The organism is Rhodococcus sp. Leaf247 (genome assembly GCF_001426185.1).
GTDB lineage: Bacteria > Actinomycetota > Actinomycetes > Mycobacteriales > Mycobacteriaceae > Rhodococcoides.
Genome location: NZ_LMRP01000002.1, coordinates 1,091,870 through 1,117,375 on the forward strand (window position 1 = coordinate 1,091,870; position 25,506 = coordinate 1,117,375).

The window sequence follows — 25,506 nt, forward strand, 5'->3', positions numbered from 1 at the left end:
TGGCGGTTCGGTGGGTCCTCCACCGAACCGATCCGGACCCGTGTCCGCGTCGTCGCGTGAATGCGACGCGAAGGGTCGGGATCGCGGTGAGTCGCTCGACTCGTAACTGTCCGTGTACGGCCGGGGCTGCGAGAAAGCTCGGGAGCCCGGCGGCGGCGCGGTCGGCGGGATCTGCGTCGTGTCCGGGCCGCGATCGTCGTACGAGGGCCTGCTGCCCGTCCCGTACGCGGGGCCTGCGGGCCGGCCGCGCTCCGGCGGCGGCCAGCTGGGGGGATCCATCCTCGGAGCGCGCGGGGGAGGCGGCCCGGAGGGTCGCTGCTGCGGAGGTCGAGGCGGCTCGATGTTCGGCCGCCCGCGCTGTGGTGGCTCTCCCGGACCGTCGGGGCGACCGTGCCGTGCCGAGGGTCGCTCTGGACGGTCGTCTCGGGAATTGCCGTAGGGGGAACTCACTGACGTACTCCACTGTCGGGACGCACAGGGCCGTTCGGCGTGAACGGCGCTTGCGCGTCGGGGTTCGAAGACCACATCGAGAGGGTCGGGCGGCAGTCCTGTCCGGATCGTGGCGATGCCACCGACGGACGGTACCGCCGACTACCGACCCGCGTCACTCACTGGCCGTGCGTCGGCGACTCGTCGAACGTGTTCGGGGGCGCCCCGGAGCCGGCACGACACCCAGCACGTACGACTGGACGAGGTGATTCCAGCTGCAGGTGCGGCAGACCTCGACGTCGTGAACGGTGAATTCTTCCTCGCTCGCACCGAGCCGGAGAAGTTCCTCCGCGGTACGTGCAGAACCGTTCATCGTGCCGAGCTTGTCTCCGAACACCCAGGAGACCAGCGTGAGCTGCTCCTTGCGGCAGATGGGGCACGCCACCGTCGACGGGCGACCGTGGAACTTGGCCGCCCTGAGCAGGTAGGGGTCCGCGTCGCAGACCTGAGCCATCGCCGTTCGTCCCGAGTAGACCTCGGCGAGCAGCGACTTGCGCTGCAACGCGTAGTCCACCACCTGCCGTTGTGATCGCACGGTGACCAGAGTACGTGCGCCCGCGGACAGGGGTGGGGGCCAACCCCGCACCGGCCATCTGTGAGGAGTGCGCCGAGCCACCTCTGTCGGAAACCCGTGAACGCACCTATCATCTGCCGATGCCGCTGAAGGGTTCCCTGGCGATCCGCGCCCGTGACCAGGACAGAGTCGCTGCGTGCGCCGCGTTGGACCTCGCGCTCGCGGAGGGTCAGATCGACGCGGAGGAGCACTCCTCACGCATCGCTCTCGCCACCGACGCGGCGACGCTCGCGGACCTGCACTATCTGATCGACGACCTGCAGGGTGAGACGGATCTCGCGCCGATCGCGTCACCCGGTGCTGCCGTGGCCTCGCTCTCGCGACGAGGTCGACCCAGCATTATCGGTGCGTTCGTTCGGTGGGGAGTGCTCGTCGCCGTCGGCGCAGTGGTCTTCGTCGGTGTCCGGGCCTGTGCGTCCGACGAGAGCGCGACCGGAACCTACGGCCCGGCCGGCTACCTCGAACCCCGCGCGATGGACGAGATCGTGGCGTCGACGGAAGCATTGCTCGGAACCACCGTCGTCGACGAGCTCATGTTCTATCCCGAGTACGCGCTGCTGAGCGCGCCGAGTCCCGACAATCCGGGTCGGGAACAGCGTTATAAATACCGCGACGGTGAGTGGAGGCAGTCCGACGACGCGGACAGGGACCGGGACGCGGCGACCGTCGACCTCGCCGACCTGGGCCCCGGCGTGCTCGGCGGGCTGGTTCTGGGCGCCGGCGAAAGCCTGAACATCGATCACATCGAGTCGATGTACCTCTTCCTCCGCGCCGACGAGAGCGGTGCGTCCATCAGTCTGTATGCGAGCGACGAGGGCGCGAACGAGGACGGTCGATTCGACGCCACACTGTCGGGCGACTTCCTCCGCGTCTACCCGTTCGATCCGGCGAAGTAGGTAGACGTGAGTCGAGTACACCGGGCCACTCGGGCACGCGACATCGATCGCGCGCTCGTCGCGACAGCCTTGGACAGTGCCTATGCCGATGGTCAATTGACGTACGACGAGCACCGGCTGCGAACCGATGGTGCGCGGACAGCAGTCACTCTGGGAGATCTTCAGCTCCTGGCGGGTGACCTGCAGGCCGACGTTCCGCTGCCGGAGCCGAAGCCTGCGTCCGTCCGAGAAGAACCCACGGGACGTCGCCCCTTAGTGCTCGGGGCCGTCGTCGTCCTGGCGGTCGTGACGACGGCGGTGGTGCTCGGGATCCGTGATTCCGGCCCGACCGCGCCGTCGCCCGGCATGATCGCTGCGGAGAAGGTTGAGCCCATCGTGGCGGTGCCGTTCGACTTCACGACGGCGGGCGGGCTGGCCGACTTCCGTGACCGCTACCTCGCGCGCTTCGCCGACCCGATGATCACCGATCTGACCATGTTCCCGGCGGAGGGACGTGCGAGCCTGACCCGCGTCGAGGACGGCCGTACCCGCGATGTGAGCGTCGACGGCGGATTCGCGGTGTCCGCGGACACCGATCCGCTGGAAGCCGGGTACCTGCCGTTCGACTTCTCCCTCGTCGATACCGCGCGACTCGCCGAGTCCATGGCCACCGCCGCGGCGGCGGTCGAGCGACCTGGCGCCTCGGTGACACACGTTCTCGCCCGCAACACGGGGACCCCGGAACTGCTGATCTACGCCGCCGACGCCGACGGCCGCGGCGGATATCTGCAGACCGGTCTGGAGGGCGACGTGATCCGGACCGTGCCCTACCGCCCCTGACTCGTCTCGAGGCCGTGTGACTGTGCTCGCGGGTTACGTGTACCCCCATATATCGCGCCGATACATGTGGCGGTTATAGTCGACGAGCGTCATCGTGACGCGGACCAGGGACGGACAGGTAAGGAGGACGCACATGCTCGAACTCGCGATCCTCGGCCTGCTTCTGGAAACACCCATGCACGGCTACGAGCTCCGTAAACGCCTCACCGGCCTTCTCGGTGCCTTCCGGGCCTTCTCGTACGGTTCGCTCTACCCCACCTTGCGTCGTATGCAGGCGGACGGGCTGATCGTGGAGAACCCCGGTGACCAGGGCACCGTCAAACGTCGGGCGCGTCGCGTCTACGAACTCACGCCTGCCGGCCGGACTCGGTTCTCCGAGCTCGTGGTCGACACCGGTCCGCAGAACTACACAGATGATGGATTCGGCGTACACCTGGCCTTTTTCGGGCGCACCCCCGCTGAGGCGCGGATGCGGATTCTCGAAGGCAGGCGACGTCAAGTCGAGGAGCGCCGTGAGGGGCTCCGAGACGCCATCGGCCGAGCAAGTGGGTCGCTGGACAGGTACACGCGCGGATTGCATCAGCTCGGCCTCGAGTCGAGCGAGCGCGAAGTGCGGTGGCTCAACGAACTGATCGCTGCCGAGGCAATGGCGGTCACTTCGGAGAGTCCTCCGCCCGCAACCACGACCGACACCTCGGTCGTGGATCGCCCGGACAGCACGACTGCTCGGGCCACCCGATACGGAAAAGAAGGAGAACCCGACCATGAGTGACAACAGCACTGCGGTGCGCGTGGCCATTGTGGGCGTGGGTAACTGCGCATCGTCCCTGGTTCAGGGCGTGCAGTACTACAAGGACGCCGACGAGAACGTGTCCGTTCCCGGCCTCATGCACGTGAAGTTCGGCAAGTACCACGTCCGCGACGTCGAGTTCGTCGCCGCGTTCGACGTGGACGCCAAGAAGGTCGGCTTCGACCTGTCGGAGGCCATCTTCGCCAGTGAGAACAACACCATCAAGATCGCCGACGTCCCCCCGAGCACCGTCAGCGTGCAGCGCGGACCGACCCTCGACGGCATCGGCAAGTACTACTCGGAGACCATCGAGATCTCCGACGCCGAGCCGGTCGACGTGGCCCAGGCCCTGCGCGACGCGAAGGTCGACGTCCTGGTCTCGTACCTCCCCGTCGGATCGGAAGAAGCCGACAAGTTCTACGCCCAGGCATGCCTCGACGCGAAGGTCGCGTTCGTCAACGCGCTTCCCGTCTTCATCGCCTCGGACCCCGTGTGGGCGAAGAAGTTCACCGATGCCGGTGTCCCGATCGTCGGCGACGACATCAAGAGCCAGGTCGGCGCCACCATCACGCACCGCGTGATGGCGAAGCTGTTCGAGGACCGCGGCGTGCAGCTCGACCGCACGATGCAGCTCAACGTCGGTGGCAACATGGACTTCCTCAACATGCTCGAGCGCACCCGGCTCGAGTCGAAGAAGATCTCCAAGACCCAGGCCGTCACGTCGAACCTGCAGCGCGAGTTCAACGCGAAGGACGTCCACATCGGACCGTCGGACCACGTCGGCTGGCTGGACGACCGCAAGTGGGCGTACGTCCGACTCGAAGGCCGCGCCTTCGGTGACGTGCCGCTGAACCTCGAGTACAAGCTCGAGGTCTGGGACTCGCCCAACTCGGCCGGAGTCATCATCGACGCCGTCCGCGCCGCCAAGATCGCACAGGATCGCGGAATCGGTGGACCCGTGGTCCCCGCGTCGGCGTACCTGATGAAGAGCCCGCCGAAGCAGCTCCCGGACGATGTCGCCCGTCAGCAGCTCGAGGCGTTCATCGTCGGAGCCGACGAGAACTAGCAGGTCTGCACTACTGCCGAAGGGCACCGATCCGGTCGACGGACGGTGCCCTTCGGCATGTGCGGAGCGCGTCGATCACCAGATCAGCGGCGCATCGGACACCCCCAGGACGTACGACGTCCGTTCGCTCACTCCGTCGGAGACGAAGACCTCGAAGGTCTCGTTACTCGGGTCGGCCCCGAACCGGGCGGTGACCCGGTGCCGGCCGTTCAGCGAGCGCAAGTTTCCTGACGGCGGCCGCCGACGCGGAGCCGATGCAGCCACGCGGTCATAGACGTCGGCGGCTCCACCGACGACCACGACGCGCACCGAGGTGATGGGCATCCTGGCGCTCGTCGACAGGAGTGGCCGCACCACGATCTCGGCGAGATCGCGACCGTCGGCCCGGACGACGACGCTGAACTCGTCGGACCCGAACGATGCCGGGTCATCGGCCCACCGGTCGGTCGTCGCGGTGCGCGAATAGGTGAACATGCCGTCGAAGGCGACGTCCACCGAACCGTGCGCGGGGGAGGTCCCCACACGGTAGGTCGATCCCGCGAAGGTCCGGGACGCGACGGAACCGGCCAGAAGACAGACGGTGGTGGAGGTGAATGCCATGTGCGAACTCCCGAGCTCTCGCCGCCGACCGGTCGGTCGGTTGTCGTCTACTCGCTCGAGTGTGTTCGAGGCGTGCACAGGAAGTGCAAAAGTCGCTGACCCGGGCCGTGCGAATAGACTCGAACGGTGACGAACGACCTCCCTGCGACCATTCGCCTGGTCGGGCAGATCAGCGTCGCACGAGGTACCCGCGTGGTGGATCCGCGTATCGTCGGCGGCCCTCGATGCGTCGAGGTCCTCGCATACCTGACAGTCAATCGACACCGGGACGTTCCGCTCGACGAACTCGCACTTCTCCTGTGGCCGGACGCTCGTCCCCGCACGTGGAAATCCGTCCTCCGCGGCGTCATCTCCAAGGTGCGCGACGTTCTCGACGCGGCCGACATCGCCGGAAACTCCGTCACCTCCCGGTCGGGCATGGTGCGTCTCGTCCTCCCCCCCGACACCGACGTGGACCTGGAGACGGCCCGCGCCGCCTGCCACCGCAACGACGCGTCGCCGTCACAGCAGGCTCACGACGCACGTCGCGCCTTGCACATACTCAACGAGCCCGTCCTGGTGGGAGCGACCGGCAACTGGGCCGACGGCATCCGCACCGAATTCGACGTCCTTCGCCTCACCGCGCTCGAACTCGACGCGTCGGCCTCCCTCGAACTCGGCGAGTTCGACAACGCCGTCTCGTCCGCGGAGTCGCTTCTGGCCGCGGATCCGCTGCGCGAGAGCGTGTACCGGGTGGCGATGCGCGGCTACATGGGGCTCGGTGATCGCGCCCAGGCACTCGGTGCGGCCTCCCGGTGTCGAACGGTGTTGGCCGAGCAACTGGGAGTCGATCCGTCCCCCGCCACCCGAGAGCTGTTCCTCGAGGCACTCGACGACGACGCGGCGACCGCTCAGCCCGTCGAGCAGCGCGCGGTCGGTCGGGAATTCGTCGGTCGTGAGCGTGAGATGACCGAGATCGGCTCTGCGTTGGAGTCGGCGGCAGCGGGTCACGGGCGGTTCGTCGTCGTGTCCGGGCCGGCCGGCGTCGGAAAGACGTCTCTGATGCGCGCGGCGAGAGACCTCGGCCGTCGACGCGGGATGAACGTGGTCGCGGGCCGGTGCGGTGAACATGCCGTCATCCCGTACGAGCCGTTCGTCGACGCCGTGAGCCGGGATCTCGATGCGCGAGGCGTCGCCGGAGCGCGAGAGTGGTTGCGGGAGAACGGAACGAGCATCCTCAGCATCGTCCCCGGCGCCGCCCGGCGCTTCGGCGATCTCATTCCCGCTCACGGGCACGACGACCGGGCCGGGGCCGCGGAGGCCGTGACGGAATGGCTCGTCGGACCGGCTCGCCGCGGGGCCACCCTGCTCGTCATCGACGATGTCCAGTGGGCCTCGGGCGCTACCTCCACGCTGATCCGCCACCTGGCGCGCGAGACCGCGGGCACGCGTCTGTGCATCATGGTGGGGGTCCGCGACGAGAACCACAGATCCCCCGAACTGCAGTCGACCCTCGCCGCCGCGCGCCGCACCGAGGGCTACCGCGAGATCAGGCTGGGCGGACTCTCCGTCGCAGCCGTGCGGGACCTCGTACGAGGGCGACAGTCTCCGTTCGACGCCGATGCCCTGGTGGAGCGCACCGGCGGGTCCGCCCTTCTCATCGCCGCCGTGCTGGCGGCTCACGAGCGGGAGCCGGGCGGATCGATACCCGACACCGTCGCCGACGCGGTCAGGATCGCCAGAAGCACGCTCAGCTGCGACGCGGTGACACTGCTGGAACTGTGCTCCGTCCTCGGATCGACCATTCCGCGGCCGGTCCTGCGCGCCGCATCGACGATCCCCGACGACATCCGATTCGCCGAGACCCTGGACGAACTCGCGCGAGTCAACTTCGTCATCGCCGGCGAGACGGACGACGACCTGACGATGCGGCATGCACTGGTACAGAAGGACGTCCACGATTCCATTCCGGGCGCACGACGCGCACAGCTGCACTCCGACGTGGCGCGCGCGCTGATCGCGCTCGGCGCCGACACCACCGCCGACGAGCTGGGACGCATCGCGTATCACTTCGGCCGGTCCCTCGATTCCGACCGATCCGAGGCAGCGCACTATGCACGGCGCGCAGGGGACAGCGCCTACGCGGTCTCCGCCTACGAGGACGCCGTGTCGGGCTACCGGATCGCGCTGCGCAGGATGGTCCCACGCGGGGATTCTGAGGAGCGTTGCCGGTTGCTCGTCGATCTCGGTCGGGCACAACGCAAATGCCTCGATCGCTCGTATCGTTCGACCTTGTTCGACGCCATCGCCATGGCGCGCCGTCTGGGCCTGCACGATCTCCAGATCGACGCGACCCTCGCCGACACCATGGACGGTGCGACGCTGTTCCAGATCTTCGAGCCGCTGCCCGAGCGAGTGCACAGCCTGCAGGAGGCGTTGCACCTTCTCGAGGACACCGGCCGTCAGGACGGTCCCGAGGCCTCGAGGCTGTTGACGCAGTTGGCGACGGAGCTGAGTTGGAACGACGACTGGAAGGAGCGGCGGCGTCTGCTCGAGCGGGCCGCGGCGATCGCGCACTCGGTCGGCGACGGTGCGGCCCTCGAAGGTGCACTCGTCGCGATGCTGCGGTCCCTGCTCGTGCCGCAGTGTTGGGACCTCCGACACGAAGCGCTGACACGGCTCGACGACTTGCGCGCGACGTCGCCCTTGCGTCGTCGGGACCCGTCCGTGGCCGCGGTCCAGGCTCGGTCCCAGGTGGACTTCGGATATCTGGACGGAGCGGCGTCGACACTCGCGGCGGTCACGTCGGCGGACATCGCCGCCGACGACGAGATGTCCTGGGTCATGGCGTGTTCGCGCTTCGGGCTCGACGTCACGGCAGGGCGTCTGGTGCGGGCGGAAGCCGTGCTGGACCGTATCCGGACACCACCCGATGCGCCCGTCGGCAGCCATACCTACGGCCGTGACGGCACGTCGATCCTCGCGCTACGCATGTTCCGCGGCGATCTGTCCTACTTCGTCGGCGTTCGCGACGAGATGGCGACGATGTTCGACCTGATCGCAGCATTCCGCCCGGCGGTGGCCATGGCGCACCTGGACGTAGGGGAGTTGGAGGAGGCCCGACGGTTGACGGACTGGTACGACGCGCAGCGCATCGCCGCCGTTCCCGAGGGTCTCCTGTGGTTGATGACCATGGCCTTCATCGGGCGCGCCGCGGCCGGTACCGGCAACGTCGAGGTCTGCGAGGACGTCCACGCCCGGTTGCTGCCGTTCGCCGAACTGACGGTGTCGATGTCTCCCGCCACGTTCGGCGTCGTCCACCACCATCTCGCCGACATGTCCCTCACTGCCGGCCATCTCGAGCGTGCAGGACGCCACCTCCACGCGGCGCGGCGCCTCCACCTCCAGCGGGGTTACTCAGCCTGGAGTGCGGAGGACGCCTACCTGGGTCTTCGTATCGACCATGCCCGCACCGGCAGGGTGTCCGATCGGGCCGTACGGTCGGCGCGCGAGCGTGCGGATGCGATCGGCGCGACATCGGTGCGCCGACGGATCGACGCGTTCTGCGCATCGGCGGAGGGGCACCGGTGAGTTCGGACAAGATGGTGGCCCGCATCGGAGGACTTCTGCGACAAGCGGAGTCGACGGACAACCCCCATGAGGCCGAAGCGTTCATGGAGGCGGCGCAGCGCCTGGCCACCGCCGCATCGATCGATCTCGCCGTCGCACGCTCGCATACCGCGTCCCGAGAGAAGCGTGCGACGCCGGTACAGCGGATCGTTCCCATCGGTGAGCCCGGCAAGAAGGGACTGCGCACCTACGTTCTGCTGTTCGTGGCCATCGCCCGCGCCAACGACGTCCAGTGCGACGTCGCCCAGTCGTCCACGCAGGTGTTCGCGTACGGGTTCGACACCGACATCGATACCTGCCAGGCTCTGTACGCCAGCCTCCTCGTGCAGATGGTGCGCGCGAGCGACGCCTACATCTCGTCGGGTGCGCATCGCGACGCCACCGTCGACCGAGAAGTGATCGTGGTGCGAGGGCGTCGCCGGTATCGCACCGTCGAGCGCAAGCCCCTGGCCGGTGTCACGGCGCGGCTCGAGTTCCAGACAGCGTTCGCGCACCGCGTCGGAGAACGCCTGGCCGCGGTGCGGAAGGAAGCCGAGGCGGAGGTGGTGGCTCTGGAGGCTCCCGAGGCCGGTACCGCGATGGTGCTGCGCGACAAAGAGATCGAGCTACGCGACTTCTACGCCGCGGAATCCACCGCCAGGGGAACCTGGCGGGGGAGCGCGAGCAACTCGTACTCCGCCGAGGCCCGTCGTGCGGGCGATCACGCCGGCAGGCGCGCCCGGTTGGGGAATCAACCCGAGATCGGCGGCGCCCGAGGGCGTTTGGAGCGATGACCCGGGACGCCCAACGTTCCCGCGTCTACGACGCCGAGCAGCAGGTGCGGACCATGTTCGACCGAGCGGACCAGCGAGGACTGCGGACGATCGAGATCCACGGTTCGACGGTCACCCTTCCCGTCGAACGACGGTTCGCCTCGCTCGACTCCGTCCAGGCGTACGTCGACGCCGTGTGCGCGTTGTCATGGGTCCGGCGCGAATGGCCGCGAGCATCGATTCCCGTTCGCGTTCGGGCTCGTTCCGGAACAGGGGCCGCTCACTACGAGGCCGACTCCGCGACCATCGCCGTGCCCCTGCACGTGCGCGGTCGAGCGTGGGCGCTCCGCGAGATGGTGCTGCTGCACGAGATCGCGCATCATTTCGAACCGGGCGATCCGGACGATCGGCGCGAACCCGCGCACGGTGGCGCCTTCGTCGAGCGCTACCTGACCCTCGTCGCCGAGATCATCGGCGCCGAAGCAGCATTCGTTCTCCGCACGACGATGTATGCGTGCGGCGTGCAGATCGGATGACCCTGCCTGCCACGTCGCAGAGCCCCCGCGTCACATAGCCTCTGCTGGTGCCGACCTTGCGAGCCCTGGAATGCTTCGTCGCCGTGGCCGACGCCGGGTCGATCACCGCCGGTGCCGCGCGGTTGCATCTGTCCCAGCCCGCCTTGTCGCACCAGCTGGCGTCACTGGAGGCGGAGATCGGGACGCCACTGCTGGAGCGGCTCCCGCGCGGGGTGCGTCCGACTCCTACCGGCCGCGCCGTCCTGGTCGATGCGAGGGCGACCCTCGCAGCGGCCGATCGCGTTCTCACGACGGGGCGAGCGCTGGCCGCCGGGACCGAGGGCCGACTCCGACTGGCCTGCGCGGAATCTCTGACCGTTCCGCTGCTCGCGCCGACCCTGCGCGCCTGGACCCGGAAGTACCGCACTGTCGATCTGGACCTGACCGAGTTCGCCAGTGCCGATGCGATGGCGGACGCGGTGACGAACGGTGACGTCGACCTCGCGGTCGGTCCGGCATCCGAGCGCTACGCGGGCACCGTCGTCGACCTCGGTACCGAGGACGTCGTCGCCGTCGTACCGGAAGGCCTCGATCTCGCCGATTCCGACGCCGTCTCGTGGCACGAGCTGGCCGGGAGGCCCATCGTCCACTACCACCCCTCCAACGGTCTACGAGCGTGGTTCGATACCGTCGCCGCGTCTCACGGCGTTCAGCTCGAGGCGATCACCCATACCCGGAACTCCACTACCGCAGCCCAACTCGCGCACGCAGGGCTCGGTACCGCCCTCGTTCCGGTCACAGCGCTGCCGCCCCGGTTCCCGGGCGTCGTCAGGCCGTTGACACCGCCCCTGCAGCGCACCGTCGTCATGATGGTCGGCGCGCCGACCGACGCGTTGGTGCAGCGGTTCGTCGAGGATCTGCGCAGTCGCGGGATGCCCACACGTCGCCCGTGAGCGCAGACGGTTGACATGACGGGCACGATGGAGTGGACACTCAGCGGCCTCACCGAAGGATCACACATGTCCGTTCGTATCGGAGTTCAACTCCAGCCTCAGCACGCCCCCGACTACGGCCTGATCCGCGACGCGGTTCTTCGGTCCGAGGACGCGGGTGTGGACATCGTCTTCAACTGGGATCACTTCTACCCGTTGTACGGCGATCTGGACGGAGCCCACTTCGAGTGCTGGACGATGCTGGGCGCCTGGGCGGAACAGACGTCGAACGTCGAGATCGGTGCCCTGGTGACCGGCGGCGGGTACCGCAATCCCGACCTGCTGGCAGACATGGCCCGCACTGTGGACCACATCAGTGGAGGCCGCCTGATCCTCGGCATCGGAGCCGGCTGGAACCAGAAGGACTACGACAACTTCGGCTACGACTTCGGCACGGCCGGTTCGCGTCTGAAGCTTCTCGACGAGAGCCTGGCCCGCATCACCACTCGTCTCGCCGTCGGCAACCCTGCTCCCACTCGCCACATCCCGATCCTCATCGGCGGCGGTGGTGAGAAGAAGACGCTCAAGATGGTGGCGCAGTACGCGGACGTGTGGCACAGCTTCGCGGATCTGGACGCGCTGAAGCACAAGTCCGAGGTGCTCGCCGGACACGGTGAGACCGTCGGCCGCGACGTGTCGCAGATCGAGCGGTCGGTGGCGTGGCCGGGTGCCGACGACGCCCAGTCGTTCGTCGACGCCGGCGCCACCCTCTTCACCGTCGGCGTCAACGGCCCCGACTACGACCTCACCGAGCTGACCGGTGCGATCTCCTGGGCGCGGTCCCACCAGAGCTGACGGTCAGCCGGACTGCTTCCCGAACAGGCCCGAGCTGCCGTGTCCGCCGTGCGAGGAGGCGAACTCGTACGCGGACTCGGCATGCTCGTGCTCGTCGATGCCGTCCGTCTCGTGCTGCGGATCCGCTCTGATCCCGATGGTCAGCTTCAGCACCGTGGCGATGGCCGCGGTGACCAGGAACGCGTACGCGAGAACGACGACCACGGCGACGGCCTGTCGACCGAGCTGCGTGACGCCACCGCCGTAGAACAGGCCGTCGACACCGGGCGGCATGTCGCTGCTGGCGAGGAGACCGATCATGAGCGTGCCGACGATGCCGCCGACCAGGTGCACTCCGACCACGTCGAGCGAGTCGTCGTACCGGAAGCGGTACTTGAGGCCGATCGCCAGAGCGCAGGCGACACCGGCGGCTGCGCCGACGCCCAGAGCGCCGATCGGCGTGACGGCCGTGCACGACGGCGTGATCGCCACCAGACCGGCGACGACGCCCGACGCCGCGCCGAAGGATGTGGCCTTCCCGTCGCGGATCTTCTCGACCACCAGCCACGCGACCATCGACATCGCGCCCGCGCCCATCGTGTTGACCAGCGCGACCGCGGCGATTCCGTCGGCAGCCAACGACGACCCGGCGTTGAATCCGAACCAGCCGAACCACAGCAGTCCGGCACCCACCATGACGGCGGGCAGGTTGTGCGGCCGCATCGCCTCGCGGGGCCACCCACGGCGCTTGCCGACGACGAGGGCGAGCGCCAGTCCGGCCGCGCCGGCATTGATCTCCACCGCGGTGCCGCCGGCGAAGTCGATGGCCTTCAGCTGATTGGCGATCCAGCCTCCGGTCTCCGCGGTGACACCGTCGAACGCGAACACCCAGTGCGCGACGGGAAAGTAGACGAGTGTCGCCCAAAGACCGGCGAAGATCACCCACGGCATGAAGCGCATCCGGTCGGCGACGGCGCCGGACACGAGCGCCACGGTGACCATCGCAAAGCCTGCTTGGAAGGCGACGAAGGCGAGCGCCGGGACGGTACCCACCAGCGGGATATCGACCGGGCCGCCGCCGGCTCCGAAGCTGCCGCCGATCAACGAGGTGAGGCCGGCGAACTGCGTCGGGTCCCCGATCCACCCACCGACGCTGTCGTCGCCGAACACCATCGAGTATCCGAACAGGACCCACAGCACCCACACGACCCCGATGGCCGAGAGGCTCATCATCATCATGTTCAGCACGCTCTTCACGCGCACCATGCCGCCGTAGAAGAACGCGAGGCCGGGGGTCATCAGCAGCACCATGGCGGCGCTGGCCAACACCCAGGCCGTGTTGCCCGCGTCCGGAACACCCATCGTCGGATACGCAAGAGTGGAGTACACGTAGAACCTTCCGTCCCCCGGCGTACACCCTCCAGATCGCCTGGATGCTCGGTGACGTACGCCCCGACGGAGAGTAGACCCTGCTCGGGGCGTCGCGAACACAGATCACTGAGCACAACCATTGCGTGTTCGACGTTTCGGTGCTGCTCGCGGTCGAGCCCTAGTGTTTGTCACATGCTTGCGCACCGCTCGGGACGATCCCTGATCGCCCTGGTTCTGACACTTCTCCTCGCCGCCCTTCTCGCCGGATGCGGCTCGTCCTCGGACGACGGCGGATCCTCCGCGGCCGCGGCACCGACGGAGCTGTGCGCACCTCCCGGTGTCGACAGCGCCTCGTCGACGCCCACCAACTTCGACGCCGCAGCGGCAGCCGCCACCGAGGATCGCTACACGACTCCGTCGGTCACGCCCCTCGACCGCATCGACACCTCGCAGCTCGGCCTGATCACGCCCGGCCAACTCACTGTCGGCACGCTGTCCGACGCGCCGCCCAGCATCTGCGTCGACGGTGCGGGCGACTACACCGGCTACGACAACGAGCTGCTGAAGGCCGTCGCCGCCAAGCTCGGCCTGCAGATCAACTTCTCGGGCACCGAGTTCTCGGGTCTGCTCGCACAGGTCGCCGGCCGACGCTTCGACGTCGGTTCCTCGTCCATCACGACCACCGACGAGCGCCGCAACACCGTCGGGTTCACCAACGGCTACGACTTCGGATACTTCACCCTCGTCGCGAAGGCCGGCGGCCCGATCACCGCCTTCGAGAACCTCGGACCGGACACGCGCATCGGCGTCGTGCAGGGCACCGTGCAGGACGACTACGTCGTGAACACCCTTGGCCTCGACCCCGTGAAGTTCCCGGACTACAACACGGCCTACGCGAACCTGCGGACCGGGCAGATCGACGCCTGGGTCGCACCGTCGCAGCAGGCGGAGGGTCTGGTGAAGCCGGAGGACGGCACGGCGATCACGCAGAACACGTTCAGCCTCAACAACTTCGTCGGCTGGGCCGTCGCCCGTGACAACCAGCCGCTGATCGACGCCCTGAACTCCGGACTCGACGCGATCATCGCGGACGGCACCTGGGCGCAGCTGTACTCCGACTGGGTTCCGCGCGAACTCCCGGAGGGCTTCAAGCCCGGCAGCAAGGCGGCGCCGCAGCCCGATCTCCCCGACTTCGCCGCCATCGCCGCGCAGAACGACGCGAACGCTCCCGCAGCGCAGGCCGTCGCACCCAAGTCGACGTTCGAGCAGCTCGGGGACACGTTCTTCGACTGGGAGCTCTACAAGAAGGCGCTGCCGGACCTGCTGAAGACCGGCCTGCCGAACACCCTGATCCTGGCGTTGGCGTCGGGCATCATCGGCACCGTCCTCGGCATGCTGCTCGCTCTCGCGGGACTTTCGCGTACTCGGTGGCTGCGCTGGCCCGCCCGCGTGTACACCGACATCTTCCGCGGACTGCCCGCCGTCGTGATCATCCTGGTCATCGGCCTGGGCATCGGACCGGTGGTCAGCGGCATCACCGGCAACAACCCGTACTGGCTCGGCGCGGTGGCGCTGTCGCTGCTCGCGGCCGCGTACATCGGCGAGATCTTCCGCTCCGGCATCCAGAGCGTCGAGAAGGGGCAGATCGAGGCAGCACGTGCGCTCGGGTTCAGCTACCGCCGCTCGATGCGCCTGGTCGTGGTGCCGCAGGGTGTCCGACGCGTGCTGCCGGCCCTGGTCAACCAGTTCATCTCGTTGATCAAGGACTCGTCGCTGATCTACTTCCTGGGTCTGCTGGCCACGCAGCGCGAGCTGTTCGCCGTCGGTCGCGACCTCAACGCCCAGACCGGCAACCTGTCCCCGCTGGTCGCCGCCGGCCTGGTGTATCTCGCCATGACCGTGCCGCTGACCCACCTGGTCAACTACATCGACAAGCGTCTGCGCGTCGGCAAGGCCGAGCAGACTCTCGACCCGGTCGAACAGGCCATCGTCGTGGAAAGAGGCTGACACATGACTACTACTCCTCAGACGGATTCGTTGACCGGCGTCTCGCTCGCCGGGCGAGATCTGCACCTGTCGTTCGGTACCAACAAGGTTCTGCGCGGCGTCGACATCGACGTCGCAGCGGGCGGCACCACGACCGTCATCGGACCGTCGGGCTCCGGCAAGTCCACTCTGCTGCGTGTGCTGAACCGTCTGCACGAGCCGGAACAGGGCGACATCCTTCTCGACGGCCGATCGGTGCTGAAGGACGATCCCGACGCACTGCGCCAGCGCATCGGCATGGTGTTCCAGCAGTTCAACCTGTTCCCGCATCGCACTGTGCTGGACAACGTCGCTCTCGGACCGTGGAAACTCAAGGGACGCAGCAAAGACGAGGCTCACGCCGTCGCCCTCGATCAGTTGGACAAGGTCGGACTGAAGGAGAAGGCAGGCTCACGACCGGGCAACCTGTCCGGTGGTCAGCAGCAGCGCGTCGCCATCGCTCGTGCGCTCGCGATGACTCCGCAGGTCATGTTCTTCGACGAGGCAACCTCCGCGCTCGACCCCGAGCTGGTCAAGGGCGTCCTGGCCCTGATGGCGGACCTCGCGACCGGCGGCATGACGATGGTCGTCGTCACGCACGAGATGGGCTTCGCTCGCTCGGTGTCCGACCGCGTCCTGTTCATGGACCACGGCAGCGCCGTCGAGGTGGGCCCACCCGCTGCGCTGTTCGACGATCCGCAGACCGATCGACTGCAGCGGTTCCTGTCCGAAGTGCTCTGATCTCCGAGCCGCGAATGTGACGCGGCGCACAGCATCCCGCGTACCGTCGAGAGAGATGCCGACATTCGCACTCGAGAATGTCGGCGCTCTACCTCGAACGGGAGCTGAACACATGGCCGACAACAGAGCCGTCGCCTACGCCGGAGCCGGGAAGGTCGAGGTCGTCGACATCGACTTCCCCAGCTTCACCCTGCAGGACGGGCCCGGCGTGAATCCGGCGAGTGTGGGCCGCGAGTGTCCGCACGGCGTGATTCTCAAGGTCGTCTCCACCAACATCTGCGGCAGCGACCAGCACATGGTGCGAGGCCGTACGACGGCCCCCGAGGGCCTGGTCCTCGGCCACGAGATCACCGGCGAGGTCATCGAAGTCGGCCGCGACGTGGAGTTCATCAAACAGGGTGATCTGTGCTCGGTTCCGTTCAACATCGCGTGCGGTCGCTGCAAGAACTGCAAGGAACGCAAGACCGGCATCTGCCTGAACGTCAATCCCGATCGTCCCGGCGCCGCCTACGGTTACGTCGACATGGGCGGCTGGGTCGGAGGCCAGGCCGAGTACGTCATGGTGCCGTACGCGGACTGGAACCTGCTGAAGTTCCCCGACCGCGACCAGGCCATGGAGAAGATCCTCGACCTGACGATGCTGTCGGACATCTTCCCCACCGGCTTCCACGGCTGCGTGACCGCCGGAGTGGGAGTCGGATCCACGGTCTACATCGCCGGCGCCGGTCCGGTCGGGCTCGCCGCGGCGGCCAGCGCGCAACTGCTCGGCGCCGCCGTCGTCATCGTCGGCGACCTCAACGAGAGTCGGCTCGCGCAGGCCCGCAGTTTCGGCTGCGAGACGGTCGATGTCAGCAAGGGCGATCCCAAGGATCAGATCGAACAGCTGCTCGGGGTGCCGGAGGTGGACTGCGGCGTCGACGCCGTCGGGTTCGAGGCTCGTGGCCACGGTGACGGCTCTGCCACGGAAGCGCCTGCGACAGTGCTGAACTCGCTCATGGACATCACCACGGCGGGCGGTTCGCTCGGCATTCCGGGGCTGTACGTCACCGGTGACCCCGGAGCATCCGACGAGGCCGCCAAGGTCGGTGCGTTGTCGCTGAGCCTCGGTACCGGCTGGGCGAAGTCGTTGTCGTTCGCCACCGGCCAATGCCCGACGATGCAGTACCACCGCGGACTGATGATGGCGATCCTGCACGATCGGGTGCAGATCGCGAAGGCCGTCAACGCACGCGCCATCTCGCTCGAGCAGGCTCCGCAGGGCTACGCCGACTTCGACTCCGGTGAGGCCACGAAGTTCGTCCTCGATCCGCACGGATTGCTCGGCGCCGCCTAGTCACGGTCGGTGCGGAGAGCCGCGGTATCCGCGGTTCTCCGCACCGTTCGTCCGCCGTTCATCTCGCAGTACCCGGGGAGTTGCTTACCTTCTCTTTGCCTTTTGCTCGGCATCCCTACGGTCGTGCGGTGACCACGATTCCGCTGCCCCTGATCGTCTCCCATCAGCACGACGGTTCGTCCTCCCGATCGTCGCTGACGTGTAAGTACAAGTGCGGTGACGCCTGCTTCCACGAGGTGCCGAACACGTCGAGCAGCGAATACTTCGGCGACATCGTCAAGACCGCGATGACGCGTCGCGGCATCCTGCGCGGTGGAGCGATGGCCGTGCTGGCCGTCGGTGCCACCAGCGCGCTCGCCGCGTGCGGGACGGGCGATGAGGGAACTGCCACCACGGCGTCGGCCACCCCCACTCCGGAACCGCGCGGCCTCGACTTCACCGCCGTCGCACCGAACACCGAGGACGCGGTCGTCGTCCCGGAGGGCTACGAGCAGGCCGTCGTGATCCGCTGGGGCGATCCGGTAGTCGACGGCGCGCCGGCGTTCGACTTCGACAACCAGACCTCGGCGGCGCAGGAGAAGCAGTTCGGGTTCAACAACGACTTCGCCGGTCTGCTGCCTATCGACGGGTCCTCGACCGAGTACCTCCTGGTGGTCAATCACGAGTACACCACCGAGCCGTTCCTCTTCAAGGGTTACGACGCCGAGAACCCCACCGCCGAGCAGGTCGCCATCGGCATTGCCGCCCATGGCCTTTCGGTCGTACAGGTCGCCGGAGAGAACGGCTCGGGCAAGCTCACTCCGCAGATGGGCCGCTACAACCGTCGCATCACCGGGTCCACCGAGTTCGTCGTCACCGGTCCGGCGGCAGGAAGCAACTTCCTCAAGACGTCTGCGGATCCGACAGGCACCAAGGTCTTCGGCACGTTCAACAACTGCTCGGGTGGTGTGACTCCCTGGGGCACAGTGTTGTCCGGCGAGGAGAACATCAACCAGTACTTCGCCAACGCCGAGAGCGTCACCGATCCGGTGGCCGCCGCTCGCCTGGCGCGTTACGGCGTCGAAGGTGCTGCGTCCGAGCGCAAGTGGGAGCGGTTCGACAAGCGTTTCGATCTGGCGCAGGAGCCGAACGAGGTGAATCGCTTCGGATGGGTCGTCGAGGTCAACCCGTGGGATCCCACCGCCGCGCCCATCAAGCACACCGCACTGGGCCGCTTCAAGCACGAGGCCGCCACCATCCACGTCACCGACGACGGAACCGTCGTGGCCTACAGCGGTGACGACGAGCGGTTCGACTACATGTACAAGTTCGTCTCGTCGCGAAAGATGATGCAGGGCAGTGGTGCTGCCGCGCTGCGGTCCAACGTGACACTTCTCGACGCCGGCACCCTGTATGTCGCGAAGCTCTCCGGCGACGCTCCCGACCAGATCGACGGCAGCGGCAAGCTCCCCACCACGGGGCAGTTCGCCGGCAAGGGTGAGTGGATCCCCCTGCTGCGCACCGGCGAGGACGGGAAGGGCGAGTCGCTCGTCGACGGTATGTCCGCGGAAGAGGTCGCGGTCTTCACGCGACTCGCGGGTGACAAGGTCGGCGCCACCAAGATGGACCGGCCCGAGGACTTCGAGCCCAACCCGGTCACGGGCAAGGTGTACGTCGCCCTGACGAACAACTCGAACCGCGGTACCGAGGGCAAGGCGGGCGCCGACGAGGCCAACCCGCGCGACAAGAACAAGAACGGGCAGGTGCTCGAACTCGACGACGACCACGCCGGCACCAGTTTCACGTGGAACCTTCTGCTGGTCTGTGGTGACCCGTCAGCCGCCGACACCTACTTCGGCGGCTTCGACAAGACTCAGGTAAGCCCCATCTCGTGCCCCGACAACCTGGCCTTCGATCCCGACGGCAACCTGTGGATCTCGACCGACGGCAATGCCCTCGACTCCAACGACGGACTGTTCTCCGTCGTCCTGGACGGCGAGCGGCGCGGGCAGACCAAGCAGTTCCTCACCGTGCCCAAGGGCGCCGAGACGTGCGGTCCCATCGTGCAGGAGCAGCGCGTCGTCGTCAGCGTCCAGCACCCGGGCGAGGAGGACGACGCCAGCGCCGACGCGCCCGCCTCCCACTGGCCGGACGGTGGATCGTCGCAGCCCAGGCCGTCGGTCGTGGCGGTGTGGAAGGTCTGACGCTCAGCCGAGCCAGTCGAGCACGCTGGCAGCTGTCCACGACTGCTGCATGCTGCCCAGCGGCTCGCCGGTGAACGGTTCGTAGTACTCGGCGAAGCTGCCGTCGCCGGCCTGACGAAGGCCTTCCTCGCGCAGCATCGCCGAGCGCTCGGACCATCCGCGTCGGGCGAAGGCCCAGGAGAACAGCCATGTGATGACGGGCCACACCGGCCCGCGCCAGTACTCCCTGGCCCGGAAGTCGCGGGAGATGGGCGACGTGGACGGGGGCACGGCGTACGCGAAATCGGGGTGGCCGCAGAATCGCGGTCCCTCGAACAGCCGGAGCAGGGCGCGCTCGGTGTCGCGAGGCAGCCCGCCGCACAGCAGTGGCGCGAACATCGCCATCGTGTCGGTCTTGATCCACTCGCCCGAACGCACGTCGCGGTCCCGAGCGGCGCCGGATCGAGGGTCCGTCGTCGCGACGACTCCGGCGCGGAAGTGGTCGGCCCACCCACGCAACTCCCGGACGTCGGCATGCGGTCGGGAGTGGTCCTCGCCGATGGTGGCGAGGACATCGCACGCAACGGCGAAGATCGCGCTGACGAAGACGTCCTCCACGGCGAAACTCATACCGGCGTGCATGGCGACGTCGTCGTAGTTCGCCAACTTCATCTCTTCGAGCAACCACAGGTAGCGGTCGTACTCGACATCGCTGGGGCGTTGCGACGAGTCGGTGACGATGGAGGTGTCCTCCCGCAGGTACGGGGGCACGACACCCGGGATGACCTTGGAGTACGCCTTGTCCCACCGAGGTGAGTTGTCCATGCCGGACTCCCACCCGTGGTGCAGCGTGATGCGGCCGGTGCCGTCCTGGTCCCGCGCGTGCGCGAGCCACCGGTGCCAGCGCACCAGGTCCGGCCAGCGGCGATCGAGGAACTCACCGGCGACCTGCCGCGTTGTCCGTCCACGGCGTCGAGCGTGGTCGAGGACTCGTTGCACGGCGATCGCATGCACGGGCGGTTGCGTGATGCCCGACGTGTGGACACCGATCGGGGCGTGTGCGGCCAGGTCGCTGACCTGCCAGCGCGCGGGCCCGGGGAAGTACCCGTCGACACCGCTGGCGAACACGATGTGCGGAATCATCCCGTTCGACCACTGCGCGGACAGCAACGTGTCCAGTTCGACCACTGCACGCTCGACGCTCAACGGAGCCAGGCCGACGGACACGAACGCCGCATCCCAGCTCCACATGTGCGGGTACAGCCGGGGCGCGGCGCTGGTCATGGTGCCCAGATCGTTGCCGCGCAGGAGGTAGGCAGCCCGGGCTGCGAGCTGGGTGGGTGTGAATCCGGGGGCGGCCATGTGAGACATCATCCGTCGGGGGTCGACATCCTGCAGGGTGCGGGTCGGATCGGGTGGTTCGTCCGCCTTACCTCCGCGCGCGCTCCACCACCGACACGACGACCGCGGTCAGTTCGTCGTAGGCGTCCGCGATGTCGACACTGCCGTCCGCGGCGGCCGCCGACACCGCGTCGGCGGCACCCAGCATGGCGATGATCGCAGCAGTCGAGATCGCGCCGCCGGTGACGTGGGGTGCCAGAATCCGTTCACATCGTTCGGCGTACGCGCGGTCCGCGCGCCTCTTGTAGTCCGCCATCTCCGCGGAACCCTCGAGGGCCGCGGCGACGCCCGCGAGTTCTCGGCCGTGCTGGGTGACGCACTCGATGTGTGAGACGGCGAGCGCACGCGCGCACCCGTCCACCGAGTCGGCGCGCACGGCGGCGACCGCTGCGTCGAGGGCGACGCTCTGGCGCGCGTCGTACTCCTCGAACAACGCCACCAGCAGTGCTGACCGTGATGGGAAGTGAGCGTAGACAACAGGTTTGGTCACCCCCGCGGCCTCGGCGAGGTGACCCAGCGTCAAGGCGTCGGCACCTTGTTCGCGCACGATCGCCCAGGCGAGGTCCACCAGCTGGTGCCGCCTGTCCTCCCGAGCCATTCGTGCTCGTGCCATTCCTGTACCCCCGAATCCCTTGCCGACGTGACCTACCGACAGTAACCTACTATTGGTAACCTACTTTTGGTAACTTGTAGACCTCAAGGACAGGACTCCTCGTGCGCACTCTCGTCGTCGTCGCCCACCCGGACGAACATTCACTGACCCGAGCGGTCGCGGACCGTCTCGTCGACGCGCTGTCGGAGGACGGTCACGACGTGGACGTCGCCGATCTGCACGCAGAGGGATTCGATCCGCGATTCACGCTCGCCGACCGGCGACGCTATCGCGCGGAAGGACCTCTTCCCGACGACATCGCGGCCGAACAGCGACGCATCGACCGCGCCGACCACCTCGTCCTGCTGTTTCCCGTCTACTGGTGGTCGATGCCGGCGATGCTCAAAGGATGGGTGGATCGGGTGTTCGTCAACGGCTGGGCGTTCGACGACACGACGACGCCGATGACACGCAAGTTGGGAGGCTTGACGGTCCACCTCCTGATGGTGGGCGGCGAGGATGCCGCCGGATATCGCAAGCGTGGGTACGACTCTGCGATCGACACTCAGATGCGTGTCGGAATCATCGGGTACTGCGGTGCCCGCGCCGGCGCCAGTGAATACGTGTTCGACGCCGAGAGCCGCCCCCGTGCGGAGGTTGCCCGCGATGTCACTGCGGCAGTCGAGGCCGTGTCGACCGCTGTCCGGACGGCACGTCGCGACACCGCGGGTCAGCCTGTGTAGCCGAGTCGGGCTGCGAGAAGTACTGCGTCGGTCTCATACTGAGCCCGAGTATCTTTCCGCGAACGGTCGGGGGTGGTGGTGTGACAACCGCTTTGTCCGCATTGGTCGGGTGGTTACCGGACGACTCCGGCCACGACGCGTTGGCGCTCACCGCTCGAATGGCTGCCACGGCGCGTGCCGCCGGCGCCTCGATGACCGTGCGCGCGTGCACAGTGTTGCCTCGTACCTGGCCGTTTCCGTCGATGGCCCCGGTCGATGCCGAATATCGACGCTGGCTCGTGGAGCAGGGCAACAACTCGGTCCGCAGCGCGAACGCCGCGATGGCCGACGTTCTCACTCCCGCCGACCTCGGATCACCGGCCGCCTTCTTCACCGAGAACGCCGCCGAATCCACCGCGCTCACCGATGCCGCGGCCAAGTACCACGCGGACCTCGTCGCACTGGGGTCGTCGGACGGGCCTGACGGCCGCTTCACGCCGGGCAGTACGAGCGAGGCGCTTCTGCATTCCTCGAACGTCCCGCTCGCCCTCGCGCCGTCGGGGGCCCGTGCGGTGTCCGAGCCGTTCTCGCGCCTGTCGTGCGCCTACACCGGCACCGCCGAGTCCAAGGATGCGCTGTACTCGGCGGCAGCGCTGGCCGTCCGATGGAATGTCGACCTGCACCTGGTCGCCTTCGCGCCCCGCCGGTCGACCACGTACCCGCCGTTCGGCGGCTACGACGCCGAGGACATGGTGACGTCCCAGTGGCGCGAGCAGGCGAGTGGACTGCTCGAGTCCGCTGCCTCCGATGTCACTGCCGCCTACCCGTCCCTGCGACCCACGTGCGCCGTGGGCTCGGGCGGCGACTGGCGGCACGTCATCGACTCGGTCTCACTGGGGTCCGGCGATCTCCTGGTGTTGGGCTCGTCGCGCCTCGGACCTCTCGCGCGTGTCTTCCTGGGGTCTACGGCGTCGAAAATCCTGCGACACAGTCCCGTTCCGGTGCTGGTCGTTCCCCGAGGAAGCCGGCTGGCTCGGTGACCCTGTCTGCGTTGGAGGAAACATGAACGATTCCGGTACCGGCTCGGGCCTGTTGCGGCGCAAATCGATCAGCGACATCACGGCGTTGGAGTCGTCGGGTGAAGGTCGCCTGAAGAGGTCGATCACCACGTTCCAGCTGACCTGCATCGGTGTCGGGTCGACGGTCGGTACCGGCATCTTCTTCATCTTCTCGTCCGCTGTCCCGGTGGCGGGGCCGGCCGTGATCTTCTCGTTCGTCATCGCCGCGATCACCGCGGGTCTGACGGCGTTGTGTTACGCCGAGCTGGCGTCGTCCATTCCTGCCTCGGGATCGACGTACACCTACACGTACACCACCATCGGTGAGTTCGTCGCGATCCTCGTCGGCGCCTGCCTTGTTCTGGAATACGGCGTGTCGACGGCGGCCGTCTCGGTCCTGTGGTCGCAGTATCTCAACGATCTGCTCGATCGCACTGTGGGAGTGCGTATCCCGGACGTGTTGTCGCATGCGCCCGGCGGCGGCGAGGGCTTCGGGGTGAACTTGCCGGCCATCGTGCTGGTCGGCCTGTGCGCCGTTCTGCTCATTCGCGGAACCAGTGAGTCCGCGCGGGCCAACGCGGTCATGGTCGTCATCAAGATCGGCATCCTCGCGATGTTCGCCATTGTCGGCTTCACCGGTTTCAGTGCCGAGAACCTCGCCCCGTTCGCCCCGTTCGGGGTTGCCGGTGTCGGCGCCGCGTCGGGCCTGATCTTCTTCTCGTTCATCGGTCTCGACGCCGTGTCGACCGCCGGTGAGGAAGTGAAGAATCCGAGGCGGACGCTGCCGATCGCACTGATCAGCGCGCTCGTCGTGGTCACGGTGATCTACCTGCTGGTGACGATGTCGGCGATCGGGGCACAGAAGTACACCGAGTTCGAGGGCCAGGAAGCAGGACTGGCGGAAATCCTGCAGTACGTCACCGGTTCCAGCTGGCCGTCCATCGTGCTGTCGGCGGGCGCCGTGGTGTCCATCTTCTCGGTCACCCTGGTCACGCTGTACGGACAGACGCGCATCCTGTTCGCGATGAGTCGGGACGGCTTGATCCCCGGGGTCTTCTCACATGTGAGCCCGCGCAGCCTGGCGCCGGTGAAGAACACGATCATCGTGGCCTTCTTCGTCGCCCTGCTGGCGGGCTTCCTTCCCCTGGACTTCCTGGCGGACCTGGTGTCGATGGGAACGCTCGTGGCCTTCATCGTCGTGTCCGCCGGCGTGATCATCCTGCGTCGACGCGAACCCGACATCGAGCGGGGTTTCACCGTCCCGCTCTATCCGGTACTGCCCATCCTGTCCATCTGCGCGTGCCTCTACCTGATCAGCACACTGCACATCCAGACGTGGATCCTCTTCGCGGTGTGGCTGTCCGCGACGTCGCTCCTCTACTTCACGTACTCGCGGAAGCGATCGGCGCTGCAGACCTGATCAGCGGCCGATGGTCGCGTGCATCTCCCACACGATGACCTCGGCGGCGGACGTCGTCGACAAGCTCTGTCCGCCCCCGCCCTTGATGCGCACGGCGTCTCCCTCGGAGAGCAGCCCGACGCCCTCGAGCGATGCTTCACCGCGCGCGACGAACACGTGCAGGAAGGGAGCGTCGGGCAGCTCCTGCGCGGGCGTGTCCGCACGCAGCCGCGCGACGTGCATCGCGGCGTACTTGTTCTTGATGCGGATCGCCGAGTGGTCCTTGTAGGCATCCATGCCCGACGCCACCGGAACCAGTCCACCGGAGAGCAATTCGTCGTCGATCTCGAGCTGCTCGTACCCCGGGGTGATCCCGGCCTCGTCCGGAACGACCCACATCTGGACGAAGTGGACCGGTTCCCGGTGCTTCGCCGACGGGTTCTCCGTCGACGCCAGCCGCCACGAGTCGTTCTTCTCCGAGTGCAGGATTCCGGTGCCGGCACTCATGCGCTGGGCCAGACCCGGGTAGATCAGGCCGTTGTGGCCGATCGAATCCTGGTGCACGAGAGAGCCTTGCAGGACCCACGTGACGATCTCCATATCGCGGTGCGGATGCGTGTCGAATCCTGTTCCCGCATCGACGATGTCGTCGTTGTTCACCATCAACACGCCGTGGTGGGTGTTGGTGGGATCGTAGTGCTGACCGAACGAGAACGAATGATGCGAATCGAGCCAGCCGATGTTCGTGGCGTCCCGATCCTCCGAGCGACGGACGTCGAGTTCGGGAGCTGTGGAAGTCGTCATGGGAACGGTCCCTTCGAGCGAG

At 67.5% G+C, this 25,506-nt stretch carries 22 protein-coding genes; 16 read left to right on the forward strand and 6 right to left on the reverse strand.

Features of this window, described 5'->3' with window-relative positions:
* Window positions 1-604: 604 nt before the first annotated feature.
* Window positions 605-1,024: a DUF5318 family protein gene (locus ASG64_RS14500; protein ID WP_162245394.1), complete on the reverse strand. Its 420-nt coding sequence runs from the start codon at window positions 1,022-1,024 to the stop codon at window positions 605-607.
* Window positions 1,025-1,143: 119 nt separating this feature from the next.
* On the opposite strand from ASG64_RS14500, the gene ASG64_RS14505 reads away from it, so the two are divergent.
* From ASG64_RS14505 to ASG64_RS14520, 4 genes are all read left to right on the forward strand, one after another.
* On the forward strand, window positions 1,144-1,959 hold the full coding sequence (locus tag ASG64_RS14505) for a DUF1707 domain-containing protein (protein WP_056074189.1): 816 nt from the start codon (window positions 1,144-1,146) through the stop codon (window positions 1,957-1,959).
* 6 nt (window positions 1,960-1,965) lie between these two features.
* Window positions 1,966-2,778: a DUF1707 SHOCT-like domain-containing protein gene (locus ASG64_RS14510; protein ID WP_056074190.1), complete on the forward strand. Its 813-nt coding sequence runs from the start codon at window positions 1,966-1,968 to the stop codon at window positions 2,776-2,778.
* A 133-nt stretch (window positions 2,779-2,911) separates the two neighbouring features.
* Entirely contained in the window at window positions 2,912-3,550 is a 639-nt protein-coding gene (locus ASG64_RS14515) for a PadR family transcriptional regulator (RefSeq protein ID WP_056074191.1), read from the forward strand.
* A complete protein-coding gene (locus ASG64_RS14520; protein WP_042573429.1) occupies window positions 3,543-4,634 on the forward strand; it encodes an inositol-3-phosphate synthase in 1,092 nt (363 codons plus the stop codon). The genes ASG64_RS14515 and ASG64_RS14520 overlap by 8 nt, the downstream gene beginning before the upstream one ends.
* A 75-nt stretch (window positions 4,635-4,709) precedes the next feature.
* On the opposite strand, the gene ASG64_RS14525 is transcribed toward ASG64_RS14520, so the two are convergent.
* A complete protein-coding gene (locus ASG64_RS14525) occupies window positions 4,710-5,234 on the reverse strand; it encodes a hypothetical protein (RefSeq protein WP_042573430.1) in 525 nt (174 codons plus the stop codon).
* A 126-nt stretch (window positions 5,235-5,360) separates the two neighbouring features.
* On the opposite strand from ASG64_RS14525, the gene ASG64_RS14530 reads away from it, so the two are divergent.
* The 5 genes from ASG64_RS14530 (at window position 5,361) to ASG64_RS14550 (ending at window position 11,897) form a co-directional block, all read left to right on the forward strand.
* Complete coding sequence (locus ASG64_RS14530) at window positions 5,361-8,804, forward strand: ATP-binding protein (protein WP_056074192.1); 3,444 nt, start codon at window positions 5,361-5,363, stop codon at window positions 8,802-8,804.
* The gene (locus ASG64_RS14535) at window positions 8,801-9,616 is read left to right on the forward strand and encodes a DUF2786 domain-containing protein (RefSeq protein WP_056074193.1); all 816 of its coding nucleotides are present in this window, start codon (window positions 8,801-8,803) and stop codon (window positions 9,614-9,616) included. Before ASG64_RS14530 ends, ASG64_RS14535 begins: the two co-directional genes overlap by 4 nt.
* A complete protein-coding gene (locus ASG64_RS14540; RefSeq protein ID WP_056074194.1) occupies window positions 9,613-10,131 on the forward strand; it encodes a TIGR04338 family metallohydrolase in 519 nt (172 codons plus the stop codon). The genes ASG64_RS14535 and ASG64_RS14540 overlap by 4 nt, the downstream gene beginning before the upstream one ends.
* 47 nt (window positions 10,132-10,178) lie before the next feature.
* Window positions 10,179-11,063 (forward strand): LysR family transcriptional regulator, encoded by an 885-nt coding sequence (locus ASG64_RS14545; protein ID WP_056074195.1) that lies wholly within the window; start codon window positions 10,179-10,181, stop codon window positions 11,061-11,063.
* Window positions 11,064-11,129: 66 nt separating this feature from the next.
* Window positions 11,130-11,897 carry an LLM class F420-dependent oxidoreductase gene (locus ASG64_RS14550; RefSeq protein WP_042573551.1) on the forward strand — a complete coding sequence of 256 codons (768 nt, stop codon included), beginning with the start codon at window positions 11,130-11,132 and terminating at the stop codon, window positions 11,895-11,897.
* Window positions 11,898-11,900: 3 nt separating this feature from the next.
* Here ASG64_RS14550 and ASG64_RS14555 read toward each other — a convergent pair whose 3' ends face one another.
* Window positions 11,901-13,238 carry an ammonium transporter gene (locus ASG64_RS14555; protein ID WP_056074196.1) on the reverse strand — a complete coding sequence of 446 codons (1,338 nt, stop codon included), beginning with the start codon at window positions 13,236-13,238 and terminating at the stop codon, window positions 11,901-11,903.
* Window positions 13,239-13,439: 201 nt separating this feature from the next.
* On the opposite strand from ASG64_RS14555, the gene ASG64_RS14560 reads away from it, so the two are divergent.
* The 4 genes from ASG64_RS14560 (at window position 13,440) to ASG64_RS14575 (ending at window position 19,529) form a co-directional block, all read left to right on the forward strand.
* Complete coding sequence (locus tag ASG64_RS14560) at window positions 13,440-15,254, forward strand: ABC transporter substrate-binding protein/permease (protein WP_056074197.1); 1,815 nt, start codon at window positions 13,440-13,442, stop codon at window positions 15,252-15,254.
* A gap of 3 nt (window positions 15,255-15,257) precedes the next feature.
* Window positions 15,258-16,013, forward strand: coding sequence for an amino acid ABC transporter ATP-binding protein (locus ASG64_RS14565; protein WP_056074198.1), 756 nt, complete (start codon window positions 15,258-15,260; stop codon window positions 16,011-16,013).
* Window positions 16,014-16,125: 112 nt separating this feature from the next.
* A complete protein-coding gene (gene fdhA, locus ASG64_RS14570; protein ID WP_027505994.1) occupies window positions 16,126-17,346 on the forward strand; it encodes a formaldehyde dehydrogenase, glutathione-independent in 1,221 nt (406 codons plus the stop codon).
* 137 nt (window positions 17,347-17,483) lie between these two features.
* Window positions 17,484-19,529, forward strand: coding sequence for a PhoX family protein (locus tag ASG64_RS14575; protein WP_442971153.1), 2,046 nt, complete (start codon window positions 17,484-17,486; stop codon window positions 19,527-19,529).
* 3 nt (window positions 19,530-19,532) lie between these two features.
* On the opposite strand, the gene ggh is transcribed toward ASG64_RS14575, so the two are convergent.
* Both ggh and ASG64_RS14585 read right to left on the reverse strand, forming a co-directional pair.
* Window positions 19,533-20,870 carry a glucosylglycerate hydrolase gene (gene ggh / locus ASG64_RS14580; protein WP_042573439.1) on the reverse strand — a complete coding sequence of 446 codons (1,338 nt, stop codon included), beginning with the start codon at window positions 20,868-20,870 and terminating at the stop codon, window positions 19,533-19,535.
* A gap of 67 nt (window positions 20,871-20,937) precedes the next feature.
* The gene (locus ASG64_RS14585) at window positions 20,938-21,522 is read right to left on the reverse strand and encodes a TetR/AcrR family transcriptional regulator (protein ID WP_056074200.1); all 585 of its coding nucleotides are present in this window, start codon (window positions 21,520-21,522) and stop codon (window positions 20,938-20,940) included.
* Window positions 21,523-21,623: 101 nt separating this feature from the next.
* Here ASG64_RS14585 and ASG64_RS14590 point away from each other — a divergent pair, with 101 nt between their 5' ends.
* The 3 genes from ASG64_RS14590 to ASG64_RS14600 all read left to right on the forward strand — a co-directional run bounded on the left by ASG64_RS14590 (window position 21,624) and on the right by ASG64_RS14600 (window position 24,701).
* Window positions 21,624-22,244 carry an NAD(P)H-dependent oxidoreductase gene (locus tag ASG64_RS14590; protein WP_042573441.1) on the forward strand — a complete coding sequence of 207 codons (621 nt, stop codon included), beginning with the start codon at window positions 21,624-21,626 and terminating at the stop codon, window positions 22,242-22,244.
* A gap of 80 nt (window positions 22,245-22,324) precedes the next feature.
* Window positions 22,325-23,263, forward strand: a complete 939-nt coding sequence (locus ASG64_RS14595) for a universal stress protein (protein WP_156388382.1) — start codon at window positions 22,325-22,327, stop codon at window positions 23,261-23,263.
* 22 nt (window positions 23,264-23,285) lie between these two features.
* Entirely contained in the window at window positions 23,286-24,701 is a 1,416-nt protein-coding gene (locus ASG64_RS14600) for an amino acid permease (protein WP_056074202.1), read from the forward strand.
* Here ASG64_RS14600 and ASG64_RS14605 read toward each other — a convergent pair whose 3' ends face one another.
* Window positions 24,702-25,484 (reverse strand): pirin family protein, encoded by a 783-nt coding sequence (locus tag ASG64_RS14605; RefSeq protein ID WP_056074203.1) that lies wholly within the window; start codon window positions 25,482-25,484, stop codon window positions 24,702-24,704.
* Between the last annotated feature and the right edge of the window lie 22 nt (window positions 25,485-25,506).